Here is an 18748-nt window from a genome sequence, read left to right on the forward strand (position 1 = left end):
TCAACGTGAAGCTCGTTAACGTTATTTGTTGTTTAAGATAAAGAGGTACGTAAGCGATCCATGCCTTGTTCAATACTGAACAAGGGCTGATAATTTAATTCTTTTTTCGCGGCGCTAATATCAAAGTAATGCGCCGTTGATAACTGTTTAGCGACAAAGCGTGTCATGACTGGCTCTTGCTTTTTTCCTAAAGCTAAATAAAGCCATTCAAGCATAGCACCAACAACGTAGGCTACACTGCTTGGAACACGCTGGCTAACTGGCGGTAAATTTCGACAAGCAAGTATTTTATTGAGCATAATCGCCATCGTAATGGGCTCATCATTACTAATATAATACGCTTTACCTAAACAACGCGGTTTAGCTTGGGTTAGCTCTAGCGCCGCTAGAATGTGTGCATAAGCGGCATTGTCGACATAAATGGTATCAACTAGTTTATCTTTTTTTCCAACCAGTTTTAACCGCCCTGCTGCTGCTCGATCGAGCACTCTTGGCACTAAATGCGGATCATTCGGCCCCCAAATTAAGTGTGGGCGCAACGCAACAGTTTTTAATGCCTTAGTGCTAGCCGTATCGGCAGTTGTGATTGCCGATGAAGCCAACACTAACTGCTCAGCCAGTGCTTTTGATTGAGCATAATAGTTTAAATAACTGCCAGCATAGGGCTGTGATTCATCAACGCCTGCTTCATCAACGCCGGCAAACGTAACACTGGGCGTGCTGGTATAAACTAAGTTAGCGATATTATGCTGATGACAACTCTCAATGATATTTTTAGCGCCCTCTACATTCGCTGAAAAGTATGCTTGCTTACTTCCCCAAACGCCAGCTTTGGCTGCAACATGAAAAACAACATCACAACCTTTCATTGCCTGAGATAACGCTTTTAAGTCACTAATATCTCCTTGAATCATATTAACGCCAGCTTGTTCAAGACCAGGATACTTACCGCGGGCAAAGCCTGTGACGTTAATGCCTGCGGCAACTAAAAAATGACAAATTTTACGACCTAAAAAGCCACCTGCGCCGGTAACAAAAGCATGATTAACGCGACTTGATAACTGAGAAAGCGCTTGTTGAAGCGCGTTAGGCAAATCAGCGAAATCATCCGCAATAAGGTTTTTTGCTTTATTCATAATGAGTTTGTGCCCAGACCGCTAATTTTTCTCGAAATATTTTCGCATTATGACGAATATCAACAGGAAAATCGGGATGTATCAAAAAGTGCTTAATGCCTTTAGTTTGCGGATGCTTTAACGCTATAGCAAACAAATCACTAAATAATTGTTGTTGTGCTTGAGCTGATATTTTTTTGCCTTTCGAGGTTAGCTCTATACACAGTAATGGCGTTTTCGCGCCAAGTAATGTCACTGAAACTAACGCGGTACGTTTTACATCACCATGGGTATTAAATATCCGCTCACACGGAATAGAAAAGTATTGCTTATTTGGTGTATCAACTCGATGTGCTTTGCGTCCACACATCCACAAGCGCCCTTGGCTGTCTTGATAACCTAAATCGCCCATACGGTGACGAACGGTAGTTTTATGATGCTCTAGCTTATTTGTGCCAGCTACATGACTATAAATTTTCGCTTGTTCTGTTGCAGTATCGCGCTGGTAATAACTATGACTGACCATGTCTCCACTCACAACAATTTCACCTATGGTGTTTTTGGGTAACGCTAAATCGTCATGCCATGTATCAATAACATCATCGGTAATGGCAATGATGCTAATTTCTACACCATCAATAGCACGGCCAACACAGATACCGCCACCATTATCGGTAATGTCGGTAGTGGTTAATAGCTCATTGCTTCCTATTTGGGTTAATGGCAATGACTCTGTTGCGCCATATGATGTGAGCACTTCTACATGAGAACTTAATAACGGAATAAAGCGTTTAATCGAACTCAAAGTAGCGGGCGCTCCCGCAGAAATAACGCGCTTTAAGCTTAATAATTGATGTGGTTGACCATTAACCTTGCTACCTGCCTGTCCGAGTACTTCAATCAGTGCCGGATTAGCGAACAAGTTAGTACATTGATATTTTTCAATCGCAGCAAAAATAAACGCAGGGTTGGCTTTAATCGGTTTACTGGCATCCATGTCGGGTACAATTGACGCCATACCCAATGCAGGACCGAAAAGTGAAAATAACGGAAATGTTGCTAAATCACGCTCGCCAGCAACAATACCATAGTCGTTTTTTAAAGCGCTAATTTGTGCTTCAAACATTTTATGACTATAAACCACACCTTTTGGCGTACCGGTACTACCACTGGTAAATAAAATTGCTGATATTTCATCATCACTAAGCTTCGCCATTGGAAAGGGCTCAACACTTGGGTGTTTTTTCAATAAACGATTAAGCGTTAAACCACCTATTATAGTTGCTAAAGTATTAGAGCCTCCAACGGTTAGCAGTAGCTTAACGCTATTTTTTCCCCAACCAAAAAGTTTACGTGCAATATGTGCTTTAGGTATACCAATAAAAACATCGGGAGCTGATTCAGCAAAACATTGCTTTAAGTTTTTAACTCCCATGCCGGGGTCAACTAAAATTGGAACAATGCCAGCTTTAAAAAGAGCAAAGGTTAACGAAAAAAAATCAATACTTGGCGTAACCATTAGCACCGCTTTCATACCACGTTTAATGCCATAAGCGAGTAACGCATGAGCAATAGCATCACTTTGCTGGTGCAGTTGTGCAAAACTTAACTCGTCGTAAAAAAGTTTATTAACGTTAGCGTTTAAAGCGTTACGATTGAAACCACGATAGCGCTGTACTGAAACAGCTAAATTGTTAGGGGTAAGCTTAGCGGCACTCGCTAAGTGCCGACATAAATTGGCATCAGACAAAATAGCGCTAGATGAAGTGACGTTAGAAACATCTATTTTAGCCTGGTTATTATCATTATTTAGGTTATCCATGGCATGACTCATTTAGCACTAATTTTACTGTTTGTTATAGTAAGGTACTTTCAGTTTTAGCAATAAAGTCACTAATTAGTGGTACAACTTCATCACTCGCATCTTCTAAAATATAATGTCCGCAATCATCAAAGGCGTGTACTTGTGCATTGGGAAAACGTTGTTGCCATTCATTGAGAAAGTGCTTATCAAAAACAAAGTCTTTTAGTCCCCAACAAATAATAGTTGGTAGCGTTTTGAACTGGCTCAGGCTTTGAGCAATTTCAGACACTAACGCGTAGTTTCTATCATGGGGCTTTAAGGGAATATCTTGAATAAAACGTAACGTAGAAATACGGTTTTTCCATGAATTAAAAGGCGCAACATAGGCTTGACGCACTGACTTTTTCATAGGCTTTCGCTTAACACCAATAAATGATGCTATACCCGAAAAGGCGTTAAAGCCACGCACTAAAATTGTTCCTAGCGTAGTATTACGACCTAACCATAAAGCGGCAGGCAGTTTTTTACTCGCAGGTAAATGAAAAGCGCCCGTATTTAAAACGACTAAACGTTTAATACGTTCGGGATGGCGTGCTGCGTATCCTAAACCTATCATACCGCCCCAATCATGTACCACTAAGGTAATATTATCTTTAACATTTAAGTGTTCAAGTAATGCTTCAAGATCATCAATACGGTTTTTTAAGGTGTAATCATAATCGGCATCATCGGGTTTATCTGATAAACCACAACCAATATGATCAGGTACAATACATTGATGGTTAGTACGCAATGCACTCACTAAGTTTCGGTAATAAAAAGACCAACTTGGATTACCATGCACCATAACAACTGGTGAGCCTTGACCTTCATTCAAATAATGGTATTGCTGACCGTTACGGGTAATAAAGTTTTCTTTAAAGGGAAAAAGTGCTTTATCTATCATTACCATTTCAGCCCTAACATCATACAATTTAAACCACTGCCTATACCTAAAAAACTGACATTATCACCTTTTTGTAGAAAACCTTGATCATGAGCCATCGCGGCAGTCACTGGTAAAGATACCGTGCCCATATTGCCTAATTTTTGAAAAGTAGGAAATTCTTTTTCTGCGGGAATATTCAATGCCGTTAACACTTGTTTTTGATTGGCAGCACCAACTTGGTGGCAAATAACTTTATCAACTTGTTCAACAACCCACTGCTGTTGTTGTAAAAAGTGCTCCCAAGTGTCCTTTGCTAACATCACGCCTTCTTTTAATAAACTTACCGCGTCGGTGCGCATAAATTCACGAAATAGCTGTGGTCCCACTTCTTTCAAGCCCCACTGACATAAGTTATTATGTTCTGGTGCTGATAAATGGCTAGCACTTAACAGCTGGTGACTGCGTTCAGAAGTTAGTGCCAGTGTACCATCAGTAATTAATACCGCGACAGCACCTGAGCCTCCAGTTAGCGTTGCTAACGAGCGTGCATAATTTTGCATGGTTGGATCAGCAAGCATATCTTCAATGGTAACATCGACAATATGGCGAGCCGATTCACAAGAAACCACTAAGCCAGCTTTGATTTGCCCAAGCTCGATACGATTAGCGATGTCTAAAATACCGGATAAAACCCCTAAACAAGCGTTACTAATATCGTAAATCGCAGTATCTTTTAAAACACCAAGTTTTGCCGCTATACGACAAGCGGTAGCAGGCTCGTGTTGATCACGACAAACACCGGTATAAACCACAGCACCTAAGTCAGCAACGTCAATATTTGTTTCAGCAATAGCTTTTTGTGCCGCAACAATAGCACCATCAGATAACACATGTTCCTTAGGCCACCAACGACGTTCAACAATACCTGTTAAAGCAGAAAGTTGTCCCATAGGAATACGGTATTTTTGATATAACGGCGTTAAACGGGATTCTAACGCTGAACTACTAACAATTTCAGGAGCTAATTCGTAAGCTAAACTATTTATAAAAACGCGGGAATATTTCATCTATATGATTTTTACTTATTTATGGTTTGTATTGCTTAACTGCTATCTATTTAATGCGATAACGTCACTTTCGCTGCTAGACAATATCGTGATAATCACAACTGTTGTTCACATCTAAGCTTGTTTCTCATGTTAAAACATTAAAAACGTGAACAAAATCATCGATAACACCGTTATCAATAACGCAGCAATAATAGCCAATTAAAATTATTACTTATATGGGGCGCCATTTGAGCAAGAATAACTGTAGGATTCAACCAAAAGATTAGCTAATGTTAAACATTCCATTGGATTTTTCACATTTTTGTCGTTTTACTATGACAATTTCGATAACGCTTACGCTGAAAAAGTTAATCTGTGAATGGTAATGGCTACTGAAATTAAAAGAGTGTACTACTGTTATCATTAGCGCAAAAAAGTAGTAATGAATGATAATTCATTACTACTTAACGTTAAAAACTACATAGAGAATTTATTAATTTCTGTCTCTAAATTAACACTTAGCTGTTGTGTTTCATGTGCTGCTGTTTGTGCTTGATGCGATACACTTGAGGTATTTTCAGCCGTATCTGAAATATTAACGATACGTCTTGCCGTATCTTCACCAGCTTCTAATTGCTCAGTTGCCGCAGTCGATATTTGATGACTCATTTGTGATATTTCACCCAATGAGTTAGCAATTTTTTGTAATTGCTCTGATACTTGCTGTGATTTTTCAACTGTTTGTTCGCTGGTTTCAATACTTTGACTGACTGATGATTTAGCATCTTTCGCGGCATTTTGCAGTTTAGTAATCATTTGATGAATTTCTTCAGTGCTACTTTGAGTACGTTGTGCTAATTGACGTACTTCATCAGCAACAACCGCAAAGCCTCGCCCTTGGTCACCAGCTCTAGCCGCTTCAATTGCCGCGTTTAATGCCAGTAAGTTGGTTTGCTCTGCAATACTTTGAATAACCGTTAATACATTAGCAATGCTATTAACTTCATCATCTAATATCTGAATATTAGCGCCAGCACTTTCTATTTGCGTTTCTAATAAGTTAATCGTTTTAGACGCTTCTTGGGTAAGAACATTCGCCGTTTCACCTTGCTCTTCAGCTTCAACGACTGAACTTGCCGTTTGTTGCGCGTTTTCAGCGACGGCACTGGCCGAGGCTGTTAATTCGGTAATTGCCGAAGCAACCATTTGAGTTTCATCACTCATTGCACGAGTTAATTTATCTAACTCTGTGGCACGGCTTTCAGAATCATGTGTTTGCGACTTTAAGTGGTCTGTAACATGCTTAATGCCTTGTACTACTTGTTGTAAGGATGCTTGCATGTAATTAATTGCCCCAACAACACTTTCATTACTGGCATCGCTAAAACGAGCTTCTTGTTTTAAATCACCACGAGAAACCTTAAGTACAAGTTTATGTACGTCATCAATTTCAGCACCTAAAGCATTATTTAGCGCAAAACCAAAGCGTGCTAAAGCAGCAGATAATATTACCGCAATAATTACTGATAGAGAAAATAACCATTTAGCGGTTGACCAATAACGCGCATCACTTTCAGCTTCGCTAATACCTGTACCTATATACCAGCCCCATTTAGGTGTTTTTTCAACAACCGAGGTAAGATCAACCACTTGCCCATCACGTTCTGAATTCCAGTGATAAGTAATGATTTGATTGGTTTTATTACCCACTAAACCAGCAACCATTTGTCCGATACTCTGCCCTTGAGCATCTTTAAAATCATTAAAACTAGTACCGTGTAATTGAGGATCATGAGGCGTGGCTACAAAATCAAGATTATCATCAACCACATAAACATACTCAGAGTCATGATATTTATTTTCTCTAAGCATTTGAGTAGCAAAGGTCTTCGCTTGTGTTTCCGTTAGCTCGCCTTGGCTAACCAATAACTCGAACTGTTGTACAATATTTACAGTCGACTTCATTAGCTGGTTTATGCGAGCAATATTATCACTTTGACTTGCTTGATTTAAAACCTGTAAACCTAATACAGCAACACTAATTAGTGACAAAAATAACACCACTACAAACGTTAAAATCTTTGCTCGTAAATTCATACGTACTACCTTAATTTTTTTAGTCTAAATTTAATAATAACTACTCAATTTAATTTTACTAGCAAAACATCACAACTAAAAGTGAATATTTAATTGAAATATTAGTATAAAAAAACAGGTGTAGCCACTTAAATTTTTTAAAACAATAACTTAGATAGCACTATCGTCCTAAAACAAGCCCCTCTCTACGAGGGTCAGCACCACCAATTAGCTCCCCTCCTTTTATTTCTATTCCTTGTACGCCACTATTTAACGCACTCACTCTAACTTTATGACCTTTTTCTTCGAGTGCTAATTTTAATTCACTAATTGATGTATCGACTTCTAATGTAGTAACTTTATTGCGATTTGTAAATTTAGGGAGGTTAATCGCTTCTTGAATGTTTAACTGCCAATCTAAAACCCCGACAATAGTTTGTGCCACGTAATTAATAATGCGACTGCCACCAGGTGAGCCAACAATAAGCTTTAATGACTTATTTTGGTCAAATACCATCATCGGTGCCATTGAGCTACGCGGTCTTTTTGACGGTTCAACGCGATTTGCAACCAACTTACCGTTAACTTGGGGTGCTAATGAAAAATCTGTTAATTGATTATTCAAAATGAAGCCTTGTACCATCAATGCTGAGCCAAAGCCGTTCTCAATACTACTGGTCATTGAAACCGCATTACCAAATTGATCAACTATCGACAAGTGACTAGTTGAAGGTCGTTCAATCGCGTTATCTAACGCTAAATGTTGAGATTTTTTGGGATCACCAGCAACTGCTACCCCCATATCTTTACTTTCATTAATAAGCGTTGCTCGACTCGCTAAATAATCTTTATCCAGTAACCCCGTAACTGGCACACTAACAAAGTCGCTATCGGCAATGTATTTATTACGGTCAGCAAAAGCTAAACGAGCACTTTGACTAATCAGGTGCACCGCAGATAAAGAATTAGGGGGGAGTTTGGCTAAGTCGAACGATTGTAACTGCGCTAATATTTGAATAACCGCAATGCCACCAGAGCTAGGCGGTGCCATGCCACATACCTTGTATTGACGATAAGGACCGCAAACTGGCGACCTTTCTATGGCCTGATAAGCTGCCATATCTTGCTCAGATAATGTTCCTGGAGAAATAGCGGAGTTTTGTACTTTTTCAACAATTTTTTTAGCGATCCAGCCTCGATAAAAAACTTCAATCCCCTCTTTGGCAATACTGCGATACGCTTTAGCTAAATCTGGATTTTTTAAAATATCCCCTGCTTTAATTTTCACGCCATTAGGAAAAAAGTACTGATTAATTTCAGGTAACTGATGTAAACCTGGATTCATATCCATACCTAATAATTTTTCTAAGCGTGGTGAAACTACAAAGCCTTGTTCAGCAAGCTCAATAGCGGGGGTAAATAAGTCAGCCCAAGGTAAATTACCTTGTTGAACATGTGCTTTTTTCAAAGCGGCAAGTAAGCCAGGAACGCCAACCGACTTACCACCAACCACGGCTTTCATCCAAGGTAGCGGCTTGCCATGTTTATCTAAAAATAATTCACTAGTTGCTAACTTAGGCGCAGTTTCTCTACCGTCAAAGGTTGTTAGTTGTTGTGACTTTTTATGCCAATGCAACATAAACGCACCACCGCCAATTCCAGACGACTGAGGCTCAACTAGCGTTAACACTAATTGCGCAGCAATAGCAGCATCAACAGCGCTCCCGCCATTTTCTAACATGGAAAAAGCCGCTTTACTTGCGTATTCATTGGCACTGGCAACCATGTGTTTTTTACCATAAACAGCTTTTTTAGCGAAAAAGCCCGTTGCGCCTTCAGGCTCTCTAACTTCCCTTACTTGTGCAGAAGCCGCGAGGGTGAAAAATGTTTGGCTTATCAAAAAAGTTAACGCGCTAAATCTTACGAACGTTGGAGTTTTCATGCTATTCCTTATTTAAACCATAACTAAGTTTATTGCTGTTCTTTGAGTCTAAGTATCAGTGGGTCTAAATGATAATTGAAATTTATTAAAGGCTAAAAAGTTATTGATAATCGGTTGGTATTTTCCCGTATTATCTGGGGTTATGCTATGTGTTGAGTCGTTTGGTTTCTCCAGTAATGCTAAGGCATAACAACAGGCTTCTAAACTCGATAATGCATTATGTTTAGCAACTTTTCTAATGTGGTATTTCCCTGATTGCGCTAAGTGCTCTGGCAGGCATACTTGAGGTAATTGCTGTAATTGTTCGCACAACATTAACATTCGATAGGCTTTTTTCCAGGTACCATCAAGGATTACCAAACAATAGGGCTTATTACTTAACGATACATTAGATGGTGAATTTAATGGCGCTTGACCAAGTATTTGTGCTTGTTCACTGGGGTAAAGTAGTAATGGTTGGTAATTAACCAATACTTTTTGAAAGTGCTCATTATCAGTAAAGTCCTCACCGACAATCACCTGGCATGATTGTAACGACTTTGACAATAAAGCGACCGTTCCTTTACTGTGTGTCACCTCATTAGGGTGTTGAAGCACAACAACATCAATCGTATTATCAACTGCGCTAATGAATGCACAAATACAAGCAATTGGAGGTCGCTGACATTGGCTGCAAAGTATTCTTGTCATGAAGAACCAAAATAAAAAACTTTCAAATGAAAAGGCATTGTATACTTTATTACTCTTTTATAAACACATTGCCCTGAAAAACTCGTAAGAATGACGTATTTTTTATCCTTTTTTAAACAAATAAAATGCACTTGGCAAAGCTTCGCAGTACCTTTGTTTATCGCTATAGTCGCGTTGTTAGCTTTTACTGTTGATTCACTATTAAGTGAGTACTTTGTTTATCAGCGCCAGCTTATTAGCCAAGGTGAAGTGTGGCGCTTTCTCAGCGGGCACTTTTTTCATACCAACGGCTATCATCTCTTACTTAATATCATGGCGTTATTATTATTATTGTTACTACATAGTAAGTTTTACACCATCAAACGTTATAGCTTGCTGTTTTTATTTTGTGCTGTGTTTTGTAGCTTAGCACTATACTTATTTGAGCCTAGTTTGATTCAATATGTCGGTTTGTCGGGCGTGCTACATGGTGTTTTTGCTTGGGGGGCATTAATGGATGTTCGCCACGGTGATAAAACGGGCTACTTATTACTTAGCGGTGTTATTGTGAAAATACTGCATGAGCAATACTATGGCGCTAATAACGAATTAAGTGAACTCATTAACGCGAGTGTTGCGATAAATGCCCACTTATGGGGAGCTATAGCAGGGTTAATATTCTTTATTTTATATCCTGTCCTCTTTTCTACCACCAAATTATCAACACCATCTTCTCAGTTAAAATAATTACATATGATTAACTACTAACTCAAATTCAAGATAGTTAACGGTTACATCTCAGATTTATTGGCCATCAATAGAAGAAAAAATATAAAAAAGCTATGAAAACAGGTATAAAAAAGCCGCTTGTATTATTCACACAAGCGGCTTTAATTAGTTAACTATAAATGATAGTAAATAACTTATAAGGTATTTTCAAACAACTTATAGATGCGGCGGTATTCATCTAACCAAGAACTAGGCTGTACAAAACCATGTGGCTCTACTGGGTAAATTGCCGTTTCAAAGTCTTGTTTTTCTAGCTCAATCAAGCGCTGTACTAAACGTACGGTATCTTCAAAAAACACATTATCATCAACCATAGGCGCGTTAATTAATAACGGTTTAGTTAACCCCTCGGCAAAATAAATTGGCGAACTACGCTCGTAGGCAATAGCATCATCTGCTGGTGTATTTAAAATATTTGAAGTATAACCGTGGTTATAATAAGCCCAGTCAGATACTAAGCGAATAGCTGAGCCTGAAGCGAATAAGTCAGGGTCGGTAAATAGCGACATTAGCGTTAAAAAGCCACCGTAAGATCCGCCATAAGTGCCGACACGTTTTTCATCAACGTTAGCATTTTCAACCAACCACTCAACGCCATCACGCATATCTTCTACTTCAACTTTACCCATATGGCGATAAATACTGGTACGCCAATCACGTCCGTAACCTGCTGAGGCGCGATAGTCCATATCAATCACAACATAACCTTGTTGTACTAACATAGAATGAAACATAAATTCACGGAAATAACCCGACCAACCTAAATGCGCGTTTTGTAAGTAACCTGCCCCATGAGTAAACATAACCGCACGATTTTTCTGTGTGGTTTTATCAAAGTTCTCAGGAAAATAAACACGTGAGTAAATAGGCTCTGCTTGATTGCTTGATGGAATAGCGACCACACTTGGTGCACTCCATGGCATTGCTAAAAATTGCTCAGAAACGGTATGGGTAATACGCATTGCAGGAGTACTTTTCGCTAAATCTTTAACATAAAGCTCAGGCGGCATAGTAACCGTTGAGTGTTCAATCAATAATTTAGACTCATCAGGACTTAGTGAGTAATTATTTTTGCCACCTAAATCGGTTAATGCAGCCATATTTTTAGCAAAATCAACCTGATAAACCTCATAAATACCAGGGTGTTTTTTATTCGCTTTAAAAATAAAGCGCTTATTATCTTTTGTCAGCGTAACATCACTTACTTCAAACTTACCTGAGGTTAACTGAGTTGCTTTACCTGTTAAACCTTTATGGTAAAGGTGTGAATAACCGCTTTCTTCTGATAGATAATATAAGCTACTATTATTGTCTTGATTGTCATTAACCCAGCCAAACTCGTTAAAGCTCCAGTTAATCCAAGCATCGTCATGTAATTTATGCTGTGTGACTAAAGTCGACTCTGTTAAATCTACTGTTGCTAACCAACGTGTTTTGTTGTCCCAAGCTTCAAGCATTAAAGCAACATTTTTACCATCACTAGACCACTTAATTGGGTTATACATTTGCAACACATGAATATTACGTGCTTGTTTTTCTGACTTGTATTTTTTGCCTTCACGAGCGTAGTTTTCAGCCTTTACTGACGCTAATACGTCGCTATCAAAGCTTGGTAGCGTTTCATAACTTAATGCTTTTTGAGCGCCAGATTTCAAATCAAGCACAAATAACTGCTCTTGATATTGACGATTATTGGCAACGCGAGCACGTACTTTCTCTGAGGCAATAACACCATCATTGGTGACGTAATTCGGCATAATATCGCTACTGTCACGACTCGACTTAGCAGCAGCAATACTAACGACTAATTTATCACCAGCAGGAGAAAGACTAGCGTGAGCAACGCGATTATCTTTACCAAAGTAAAAATTAGTGTCGCTAATGCTGTTATTTCCTGACGCCAATTGCTCTTTTTGCGCTTGTTTTAATTTCGCGTTTCGATGCTCTAAGGCAATATAATCAATAAGTTTATGCTGCTCTTTAGCTAAATAACTACTTGGCTCTTGTACACCTTGTGGCGCATCACTCATTTGTAAATTAGCTAACTCAACCAATTGCCCTGTAGTTAGGTTATGCGCATAAAAGATATTACCCACACGATATGCAACATCACCGTTAGTTAAAAACATCGCATTGTGTTCATTGCTTGAGGTAAAAGTGAGTTGTTTTACCGCTTGTGTCGCAAGGGTTTTAACAAAAACATTACCGTTAAAGCTGTACACTTCATGCGTACCAGCGCGGTTAAGCACTGCGTTAGTGTCTGACACCACATGATGTTGCGCTAGTTGAACTTTTTCACCGTTATTTTTAGCCGTGATACTGGTAGCAAATAAATCGCGTAATGGGTTACCTAGCTGTTTTTGTTTATAAAAAATAGTTTCACTGTCATCACCCCAATACCAAGACTCTGGCGCGCGACCAAACCAATCAGGGTCAGCCATAATTTGCTCTAGTGTGATCACATTTGTAGAGTTGCTAGCAACTGCTGCCGCTGGTTCAACAAACTCAGGAATATTATTGGCTTGAGTATTTTGAGAAATACTTGAGCTAGTACACGCCGCCAAAGATAAGCTCAACGCCGCTGCAATTAATTTTAGTTTCATAAGTATTATTCTTTTAGGTTGTATTTTAAGTTATCTTTTTAAGTTATCTTGTAAGTAAATTGATTAAAAGTTAAGGGCAATACCAAATACACGCTTTAATGAACTTAGTACTAGACCTTCATAGTGACATACTAATAGAAATACTCAAAAATGTGTAAAACTAAACGACCAGTAACGAGATAAATACGGTAAAATAAAGCAAAGTACGATAACCCATGATAAACACTATGATGTTATGCCCTTGCGGTTCAAAATCTTTACTGATTGATTGCTGTCAACCTTATATAAATGGCGATAAAAAACCTGAATCAGCTGAGCAATTAATGCGCTCTCGCTTTAGTGCCTATGCACTTTGTAATGCTACTTATATTTTCAATACTTACGCCGCAAAAAGCCAAGTAGATAATTCCATAGAAGACATTAAACAATGGGCCAAAGCCTGTAAATGGTTAGCTCTTGAGGTGCATCAAACCACAAAAAGCACCGTAGAGTTTAGTGCTTATTATATTCATGACGATACATTATGTGAATTACGAGAACACTCTAACTTTGTTATTGAGCAAGGTACTTGGCGCTACCTTGATGGCGACATCAGTAAAAATGATATCATCACCAAAGTGAAACGTAATGAAGTTTGCCCTTGTAATAATTATGAAAGCTCAATAACGGTAAAGAAAAATAAAAAATATAAACACTGCTGTGCAAACTAGCTGCGTCGCTAATTTACGAGTGGCGCTTGCACGAGAGACTTTTCAATACCATTTAACCACCCTTCTACATTGAGAGGTAATTCATGATTGAGTAGCGATAGTTCGCTATTTTCATCAGGTGTAGTTGGTTTTTGAGCGACTGTTTGTCTGTTTTGTTGTGTCGCTTGTGCTAATTTAGTTTGACAATACACGCTAGTATTGGCGATTACATCGCTAGCGATATGATGCTTATTATCTCGAAAAGCCAGCGGTTTAGGTGTGAGAGCATTAGCTAAACGAATGCTTGCTAAGTCATTTGCTAATACCGCTTCAACTTGATTAAATGATGCAATTTCGTCCATATTTTGTAAGGCGAGTGGCGCAGTTTCAGGTAATTGAAACTGTTTACGCAAAGCTTTATTACTGGTGTCTTTTTCCGATAACGCCTGTGCTTGCGGTAAATAAAACTGACTATGCTCTCTAACATCTTCTGCTAGCATCGCTAACATTAGTGAAAAGTCGGCACGTCTTGTTTGTTGAATACAATCGTTTAATTGCTCACCAAGCTGTAATTCATGTAACAACGGTGACGTTGCTGCATCATTTACTGAACTTGTATAATTTTGTGAGGTATTAACAGCCAAGGGATTATCTCTTATTTACGTTAGTAAATAAGTTATCGGCTAAGCTGCTGAAATGTTTAGCCGATATTTACTTTTTATGGGATTTATTTCTAGTGCTGTTTTAATGGCCAAGTTAAGGTGAATGAAGCGCCACCTAACTCACTATCGCCAATACTGGCATAACCTTGGTGCCACTCCATAATACGTGCAACAATAGCCAAACCTAAACCGAAGCCGCCCGTATCTCTATTTCTGGAGTTATCACCGCGAGAAAAAGCATCAAAAATAACTTGCTTAAATTCATCGGCAACACCGTCACCATTATCTTCAACACAAATACTACAATGAGTGTTATTTTGCGATAAGGTAATACGTACAGTCCCTTTACCATATTTTATCGCGTTGCTAATAAAGTTATTTAGCGCACGGTCAATAAAATAGCCATCACAACATACTGTTGGCTTATTAAGTAAATTAATAAACTCAATTGAACTAACAAACTGATCATGACTCGCTATTTGTAAGTTAACTAAATCCACCATATTGGTTTGACTAAAATTCAATTCAGGCTTATCACTATCGAAAGCAGCATAAACCAGCATTTCATTAATAAGCTCTTCCAACTCTCTTATATCATGAGCGATTTGCTGTTGATATTTTTGGCGTTTATCTTCTGTTTTTACCGTGTCTAACATTTGTAAGGCAAACTTTGACCGTGCTAAAGGTGTTCTTAATTCATGAGAAACTGCATTAGTTAGCTCTTTATGCGCGTCAATTAAGCGCTTAATACGCGCCGCCATCATATTAAATGAAGAAATCATAGGCGCTATCATAGTTGACTTTGCCGCAGGTGCTTTTACTTCAAATTTACCTTGACCAAACTCTTTGGTTGCCTTTTTAAGCTGCTCTAAATCCCGTGACATTGGCCACAACCAAATAAAAATAATAATGCCGAAAGTCGCTAAGATCATCACGCGATAGGTCGCTTTTACTCTTGGTCTTGTTGGCATTTTTGCCGGCCCTAAGGCAATCACTAAATCACTATTTTCAATTAAATAATGTAAAACGACTTTACTATTGAAGTAGTAAATATGGGTTCTATCTTCTTCTAATGCGTTATGGTCGGCATGATCTATTGCTTCAACCTCAGCAAGTGTCATTAATTGCAATGGTAATTTAAAACGTTCGTTAGCATTCGCAATTAGCTGTTCCCACTCTTCTTCAGGGTGTTTTTGTACATAATCACCGAGCGCTATCATCATCGCTTTATAGCCGGTATATGATTCAATATCTTGTTCTAAATAAGAGTTCCATATTTCATCAAGCGCCCACGAAAAAATGATAAACGTAGAGATAATAAGAAAATATAAATTAAAAAATGAGCGGCCTAATTTCATTAAAACCTCTGGTGATGAATGAGTTAACCTGAACTTACTAATAAAGCTAAAAATACGAGTTAATATTAAATCTATAAAAACACTTATTAGCTCTATTACAAGCTAAGTGAAAAATATAAAAATCACTGTAAAAAAGGCTTTATCGTTGTCGATAAAGCCTTAATATAAGTAGATAAGTACTAGGTTAATTCCATGCGTCTGGCACAAATAGGTAGCCTTGTCCCCAAATAGTTTTAATTCTAAAAGGCGTTTCAGTGCTGTCTTGAAGTTTTTTACGTAAACGAGAAATTCGTACATCAACACTGCGATCTAAACCATCGTACTCACGACCAATAACCGCTTTGTATATATAGTCTCTGTTTTGCACTTCGCCTGCTTTAGTACTTAATAACCATAGTAAATCAAATTCTTGACTGGTTAAGTCAATATTTTCATCATGTAACGTTACTTTTCTTGAGGCTTTATTAATGTACAAGCCACCGCAAGTTACTTCACCTTTTTCTTGTGATTGATTAGGTAATTCACCACGGCGTAATAGTGCATTAATGCGGGCTAATAATACTCTTGGCTCAACGGGCTTAATGACATAATCATCAGCACCAATTTCTAAACCAAGTACTTGGTCAAAGTCAGTACTTTTAGCGGTCAACATTAAAATGGGGCCATTAAAGTCTGGGCGTAAATCTCGACATACTGCAAAACCATCTTTACCTGGCAGCATAATATCTAACACGATTAAGTCAGGAGAAAATAATTTAACGCGTTTGGCAACGGTGTCACCGCGAAACTCTTGTTTAACATGAAAGCCTTCACTCGTTAAAAAATCTGTAACCAGATCTGATAATTGATGATCATCTTCTACCAACAAGATTTTTTTTACTGCAGAATTACTGTCTGGCATAGTTATTTCCTTATTTAAGCGAGTTATTTCTCGATATTACTGATCAAAATACTAATAACATAATATAGCTAAGATAAATTGATAAGTTTACAATACAGTGCAACGCAACTGTGTATTTGAAAGTTAGCTTAAACAACTTATGCTTGTTAAACAATAGCCTCTACCACTTGTTACTGATAAATTACATTATTTAACAAGCACCACAAAAAAACACTTGCGAGCATGGTAATATACCCGCAAGATCATGCCATTAATTAACATCTGCAACTTAAGATGCATACAGCATTCATCTAGTTCATTAAGAATATTATTTGAAAATACGACTTAGGAATACTATGAAAATTATCTCTTTCAATATTAACGGCCTACGCGCTCGCCTTCATCAACTACAAGCCATTATTGATAAGCACCAGCCCGATATTATTGGTTTACAAGAAATTAAAGTACATGATGAAGCATTTCCACTAGCCGACGTAGAAGCAATGGGCTATCACGTATACTTTCACGGTCAAAAAGCCCATTACGGTGTTGCTATGTTATGTAAAAAACCGGCTGATATAGTTCAAAAAGGTTTTCCAAGTGACGATGATGAAGCACAACGCCGTATGATTATGGTAACCACCACGAACAATGCAGGTGAAAAAATTACGGTCTTAAATGGCTATTTCCCACAAGGCGATAACATTAGCCACGAGACGAAGTACCCATATAAACGCCAGTTCTATAAAGACTTAATGAGTTATTTAAATGAAAACCACAGCAATGATGAAAATGTTGTGGTGATGGGAGACATTAATATTTCTCCACAAGATTTAGATATTGGTATTGGTGAAGTTAACCGTAAACGTTGGTTGAAAACCGGTAAATGTTCTTTTCAACCAGAAGAGCGTGAATGGCTAGCCACCTTAATGGACTGGGGTTTTGTTGATACTTTTCGTAAACTCCACCCTGAAACGACTGAACGTTACTCTTGGTTTGATTACCGTTCACGCGGATTTGATGATAACCGCGGGCTAAGAATTGATGTAGTACTTGCTACCTCTAAACTTGCTGAGCAATGTATAGAGTCTGATATTGATTATGAATTACGCGGTATTGAAAAACCGTCAGATCATGCCCCTATTTGGTCAACATTCAAATAGAGACGCGATTAATAATGACAACTACAACGGCAAATTATCGTTGCCCTTTATGCCAACAACCCTTATTACTTATTAATAATAGTTATTGCTGTGAGCGTAATCATAGCTTTGATCAAGCTAAACAGGGTTATGTTAATTTACTGCCTGTACAAGCTAAGCGCTCTAAAGAGCCTGGCGATAATAAAACCATGGTACAAGCAAGACGGGCTTTTTTAGATCAAGGCTTTTACCAGCCACTTGTTGATTCTATGTTAGCGCTTTATAACGAGTACGCTAATTATACTATGCCCGTTTTTGACGCAGGTTGTGGCGAAGGTTTTTATACTCATCAACATAAAACTGATAATAATATTGTTTATGGTGTTGATATTGCTAAAGAAACAGTAAAGATAGCCGCAAAACGCTATCAGCATTGTCACTTTAGTGTTGCTACCTTAGCTGATTTGCCTTTTACCGATGAATACTTTGGTTGGTTATACAGCGTTTATGCACCGATTTTAGAAAGCGAATTTACGCGCATTTTACAGCCTAATGGTTACCTATTAACAGTAACCCCAGCAGAGCAACATTTGTTTGAGCTAAAGTCATTGATTTACCGACAGGCTAATCATCATGATGTAAGTAAAAAACCAATTGAAAAACTCAACTTAATCAAAGAGCAGCGTTTAAACTATCCTATGCATTTTACTCATAGTAAAGATATTTTAAATTTACTGGCAATGACACCATTTGCCTTTAAAGCAACGCCCGAGTTAATTACTCAGCTCGAGCAATTGTCTGAGTTTACTTGCCAAGCCGATTTTATTTTACGTTTGTATCAAAAAAGTGCTTAAGCGTCGGTTACTTACTAGCAGTATCGTTAAGGTATTTTAAACATAAAAAAACGAGCTTAATCGCCAATGCCGATCAGTTAAGAGAATGATCGGTTGACCGATCCAAACGATCATGCAAAATCCGTAGTTAGGAAACTAACTACGGATTTTTTTTGTGAATATTGAACAAGCATTACAGACCACACTTG

Annotated in this window: 15 protein-coding genes; 4 read left to right on the top strand and 11 right to left on the bottom strand. The window is 38.2% G+C overall.

All coding sequences use genetic code 11. From position 1 onward, the window contains the following. Nucleotides 1-32 precede the first annotated feature (32 nt). The 7 genes from oleD to ABD005_RS12955 all read right to left on the bottom strand — a co-directional run bounded on the left by oleD (nucleotide 33) and on the right by ABD005_RS12955 (nucleotide 9604). Nucleotides 33-1136 (bottom strand): 2-alkyl-3-oxoalkanoate reductase, encoded by a 1104-nt coding sequence (oleD, locus tag ABD005_RS12925; RefSeq protein WP_343817893.1) that lies wholly within the window; start codon nucleotides 1134-1136, stop codon nucleotides 33-35. Beyond that, the gene (gene oleC / locus ABD005_RS12930; RefSeq protein WP_343817895.1) at nucleotides 1129-2937 is read right to left on the bottom strand and encodes an olefin beta-lactone synthetase; all 1809 of its coding nucleotides are present in this window, start codon (nucleotides 2935-2937) and stop codon (nucleotides 1129-1131) included. Before oleC ends, oleD begins: the two co-directional genes overlap by 8 nt. Before the next feature lie 34 nt (nucleotides 2938-2971). Continuing rightward, entirely contained in the window at nucleotides 2972-3865 is an 894-nt protein-coding gene (locus tag ABD005_RS12935; RefSeq protein ID WP_343817896.1) for an alpha/beta fold hydrolase, read from the bottom strand. Beyond that, on the bottom strand, nucleotides 3865-4914 hold the full coding sequence (locus tag ABD005_RS12940; RefSeq protein ID WP_343817898.1) for a 3-oxoacyl-ACP synthase III: 1050 nt from the start codon (nucleotides 4912-4914) through the stop codon (nucleotides 3865-3867). Before ABD005_RS12940 ends, ABD005_RS12935 begins: the two co-directional genes overlap by 1 nt. A 459-nt stretch (nucleotides 4915-5373) precedes the next feature. Continuing rightward, complete coding sequence (locus ABD005_RS12945; protein WP_215979608.1) at nucleotides 5374-6993, bottom strand: methyl-accepting chemotaxis protein; 1620 nt, start codon at nucleotides 6991-6993, stop codon at nucleotides 5374-5376. A gap of 160 nt (nucleotides 6994-7153) precedes the next feature. Beyond that, nucleotides 7154-8914 carry a gamma-glutamyltransferase gene (gene ggt / locus ABD005_RS12950; protein ID WP_343817899.1) on the bottom strand — a complete coding sequence of 587 codons (1761 nt, stop codon included), beginning with the start codon at nucleotides 8912-8914 and terminating at the stop codon, nucleotides 7154-7156. Nucleotides 8915-8962: 48 nt separating this feature from the next. Further along, nucleotides 8963-9604 carry a tRNA-uridine aminocarboxypropyltransferase gene (locus ABD005_RS12955; protein WP_343817901.1) on the bottom strand — a complete coding sequence of 214 codons (642 nt, stop codon included), beginning with the start codon at nucleotides 9602-9604 and terminating at the stop codon, nucleotides 8963-8965. A gap of 153 nt (nucleotides 9605-9757) precedes the next feature. Here ABD005_RS12955 and rrtA point away from each other — a divergent pair, with 153 nt between their 5' ends. Then, on the top strand, nucleotides 9758-10330 hold the full coding sequence (rrtA, locus tag ABD005_RS12960) for a rhombosortase (RefSeq protein ID WP_343817902.1): 573 nt from the start codon (nucleotides 9758-9760) through the stop codon (nucleotides 10328-10330). A 176-nt stretch (nucleotides 10331-10506) separates the two neighbouring features. Here the strand turns inward: rrtA and ABD005_RS12965 are convergent, their stop codons facing one another. Further along, nucleotides 10507-12975: a S9 family peptidase gene (locus ABD005_RS12965; protein ID WP_215979611.1), complete on the bottom strand. Its 2469-nt coding sequence runs from the start codon at nucleotides 12973-12975 to the stop codon at nucleotides 10507-10509. Nucleotides 12976-13190: 215 nt separating this feature from the next. Here ABD005_RS12965 and ABD005_RS12970 point away from each other — a divergent pair, with 215 nt between their 5' ends. Further along, nucleotides 13191-13685, top strand: coding sequence for a YchJ family protein (locus ABD005_RS12970; RefSeq protein ID WP_343817904.1), 495 nt, complete (start codon nucleotides 13191-13193; stop codon nucleotides 13683-13685). Nucleotides 13686-13693: 8 nt separating this feature from the next. On the opposite strand, the gene ABD005_RS12975 is transcribed toward ABD005_RS12970, so the two are convergent. The 3 genes from ABD005_RS12975 to ABD005_RS12985 form a co-directional block, all read right to left on the bottom strand. After that, on the bottom strand, nucleotides 13694-14308 hold the full coding sequence (locus tag ABD005_RS12975) for a VC2046/SO_2500 family protein (protein ID WP_343817906.1): 615 nt from the start codon (nucleotides 14306-14308) through the stop codon (nucleotides 13694-13696). A gap of 89 nt (nucleotides 14309-14397) precedes the next feature. After that, on the bottom strand, nucleotides 14398-15684 hold the full coding sequence (locus ABD005_RS12980) for an ATP-binding protein (protein ID WP_343817908.1): 1287 nt from the start codon (nucleotides 15682-15684) through the stop codon (nucleotides 14398-14400). Between the two features lie 184 nt (nucleotides 15685-15868). Further along, nucleotides 15869-16585 carry a response regulator gene (locus ABD005_RS12985; RefSeq protein ID WP_215979614.1) on the bottom strand — a complete coding sequence of 239 codons (717 nt, stop codon included), beginning with the start codon at nucleotides 16583-16585 and terminating at the stop codon, nucleotides 15869-15871. Between the two features lie 335 nt (nucleotides 16586-16920). On the opposite strand from ABD005_RS12985, the gene xthA reads away from it, so the two are divergent. Together xthA and rlmA are read left to right on the top strand one after the other, a co-directional pair. Then, nucleotides 16921-17727: an exodeoxyribonuclease III gene (gene xthA, locus ABD005_RS12990; protein ID WP_343817910.1), complete on the top strand. Its 807-nt coding sequence runs from the start codon at nucleotides 16921-16923 to the stop codon at nucleotides 17725-17727. A 14-nt stretch (nucleotides 17728-17741) separates the two neighbouring features. After that, entirely contained in the window at nucleotides 17742-18560 is an 819-nt protein-coding gene (rlmA, locus tag ABD005_RS12995; RefSeq protein ID WP_343817912.1) for a 23S rRNA (guanine(745)-N(1))-methyltransferase, read from the top strand. Nucleotides 18561-18748: the final 188 nt, after the last annotated feature.

The sequence above is a fragment of the Colwellia asteriadis genome, assembly GCF_039523295.1.
GTDB lineage: Bacteria > Pseudomonadota > Gammaproteobacteria > Enterobacterales > Alteromonadaceae > Colwellia > Colwellia asteriadis.

Excerpts from the sequence above, each read along its gene's own strand:
- ABD005_RS12945 (WP_215979608.1), bottom strand. The coding sequence starts at position 6,993 with ATGAATTTACGAGCAAAGATTTTAACGTTTGTAGTGGTGTTATTTTTG.
- ABD005_RS12955 (WP_343817901.1), bottom strand. The coding sequence starts at position 9,604 with ATGACAAGAATACTTTGCAGCCAATGTCAGCGACCTCCAATTGCTTGT.
- rlmA (WP_343817912.1), top strand. The coding sequence starts at position 17,742 with ATGACAACTACAACGGCAAATTATCGTTGCCCTTTATGCCAACAACCC.
- ABD005_RS12965 (WP_215979611.1), bottom strand. The coding sequence starts at position 12,975 with ATGAAACTAAAATTAATTGCAGCGGCGTTGAGCTTATCTTTGGCGGCG.
- oleD (WP_343817893.1), bottom strand. The coding sequence starts at position 1,136 with ATGAATAAAGCAAAAAACCTTATTGCGGATGATTTCGCTGATTTGCCT.
- ABD005_RS12940 (WP_343817898.1), bottom strand. The coding sequence starts at position 4,914 with ATGAAATATTCCCGCGTTTTTATAAATAGTTTAGCTTACGAATTAGCT.
- ABD005_RS12970 (WP_343817904.1), top strand. The coding sequence starts at position 13,191 with ATGATAAACACTATGATGTTATGCCCTTGCGGTTCAAAATCTTTACTG.
- ABD005_RS12935 (WP_343817896.1), bottom strand. The coding sequence starts at position 3,865 with ATGATAGATAAAGCACTTTTTCCCTTTAAAGAAAACTTTATTACCCGT.
- ABD005_RS12980 (WP_343817908.1), bottom strand. The coding sequence starts at position 15,684 with ATGAAATTAGGCCGCTCATTTTTTAATTTATATTTTCTTATTATCTCT.
- ABD005_RS12985 (WP_215979614.1), bottom strand. The coding sequence starts at position 16,585 with ATGCCAGACAGTAATTCTGCAGTAAAAAAAATCTTGTTGGTAGAAGAT.
- ggt (WP_343817899.1), bottom strand. The coding sequence starts at position 8,914 with ATGAAAACTCCAACGTTCGTAAGATTTAGCGCGTTAACTTTTTTGATA.
- oleC (WP_343817895.1), bottom strand. The coding sequence starts at position 2,937 with ATGGATAACCTAAATAATGATAATAACCAGGCTAAAATAGATGTTTCT.
- xthA (WP_343817910.1), top strand. The coding sequence starts at position 16,921 with ATGAAAATTATCTCTTTCAATATTAACGGCCTACGCGCTCGCCTTCAT.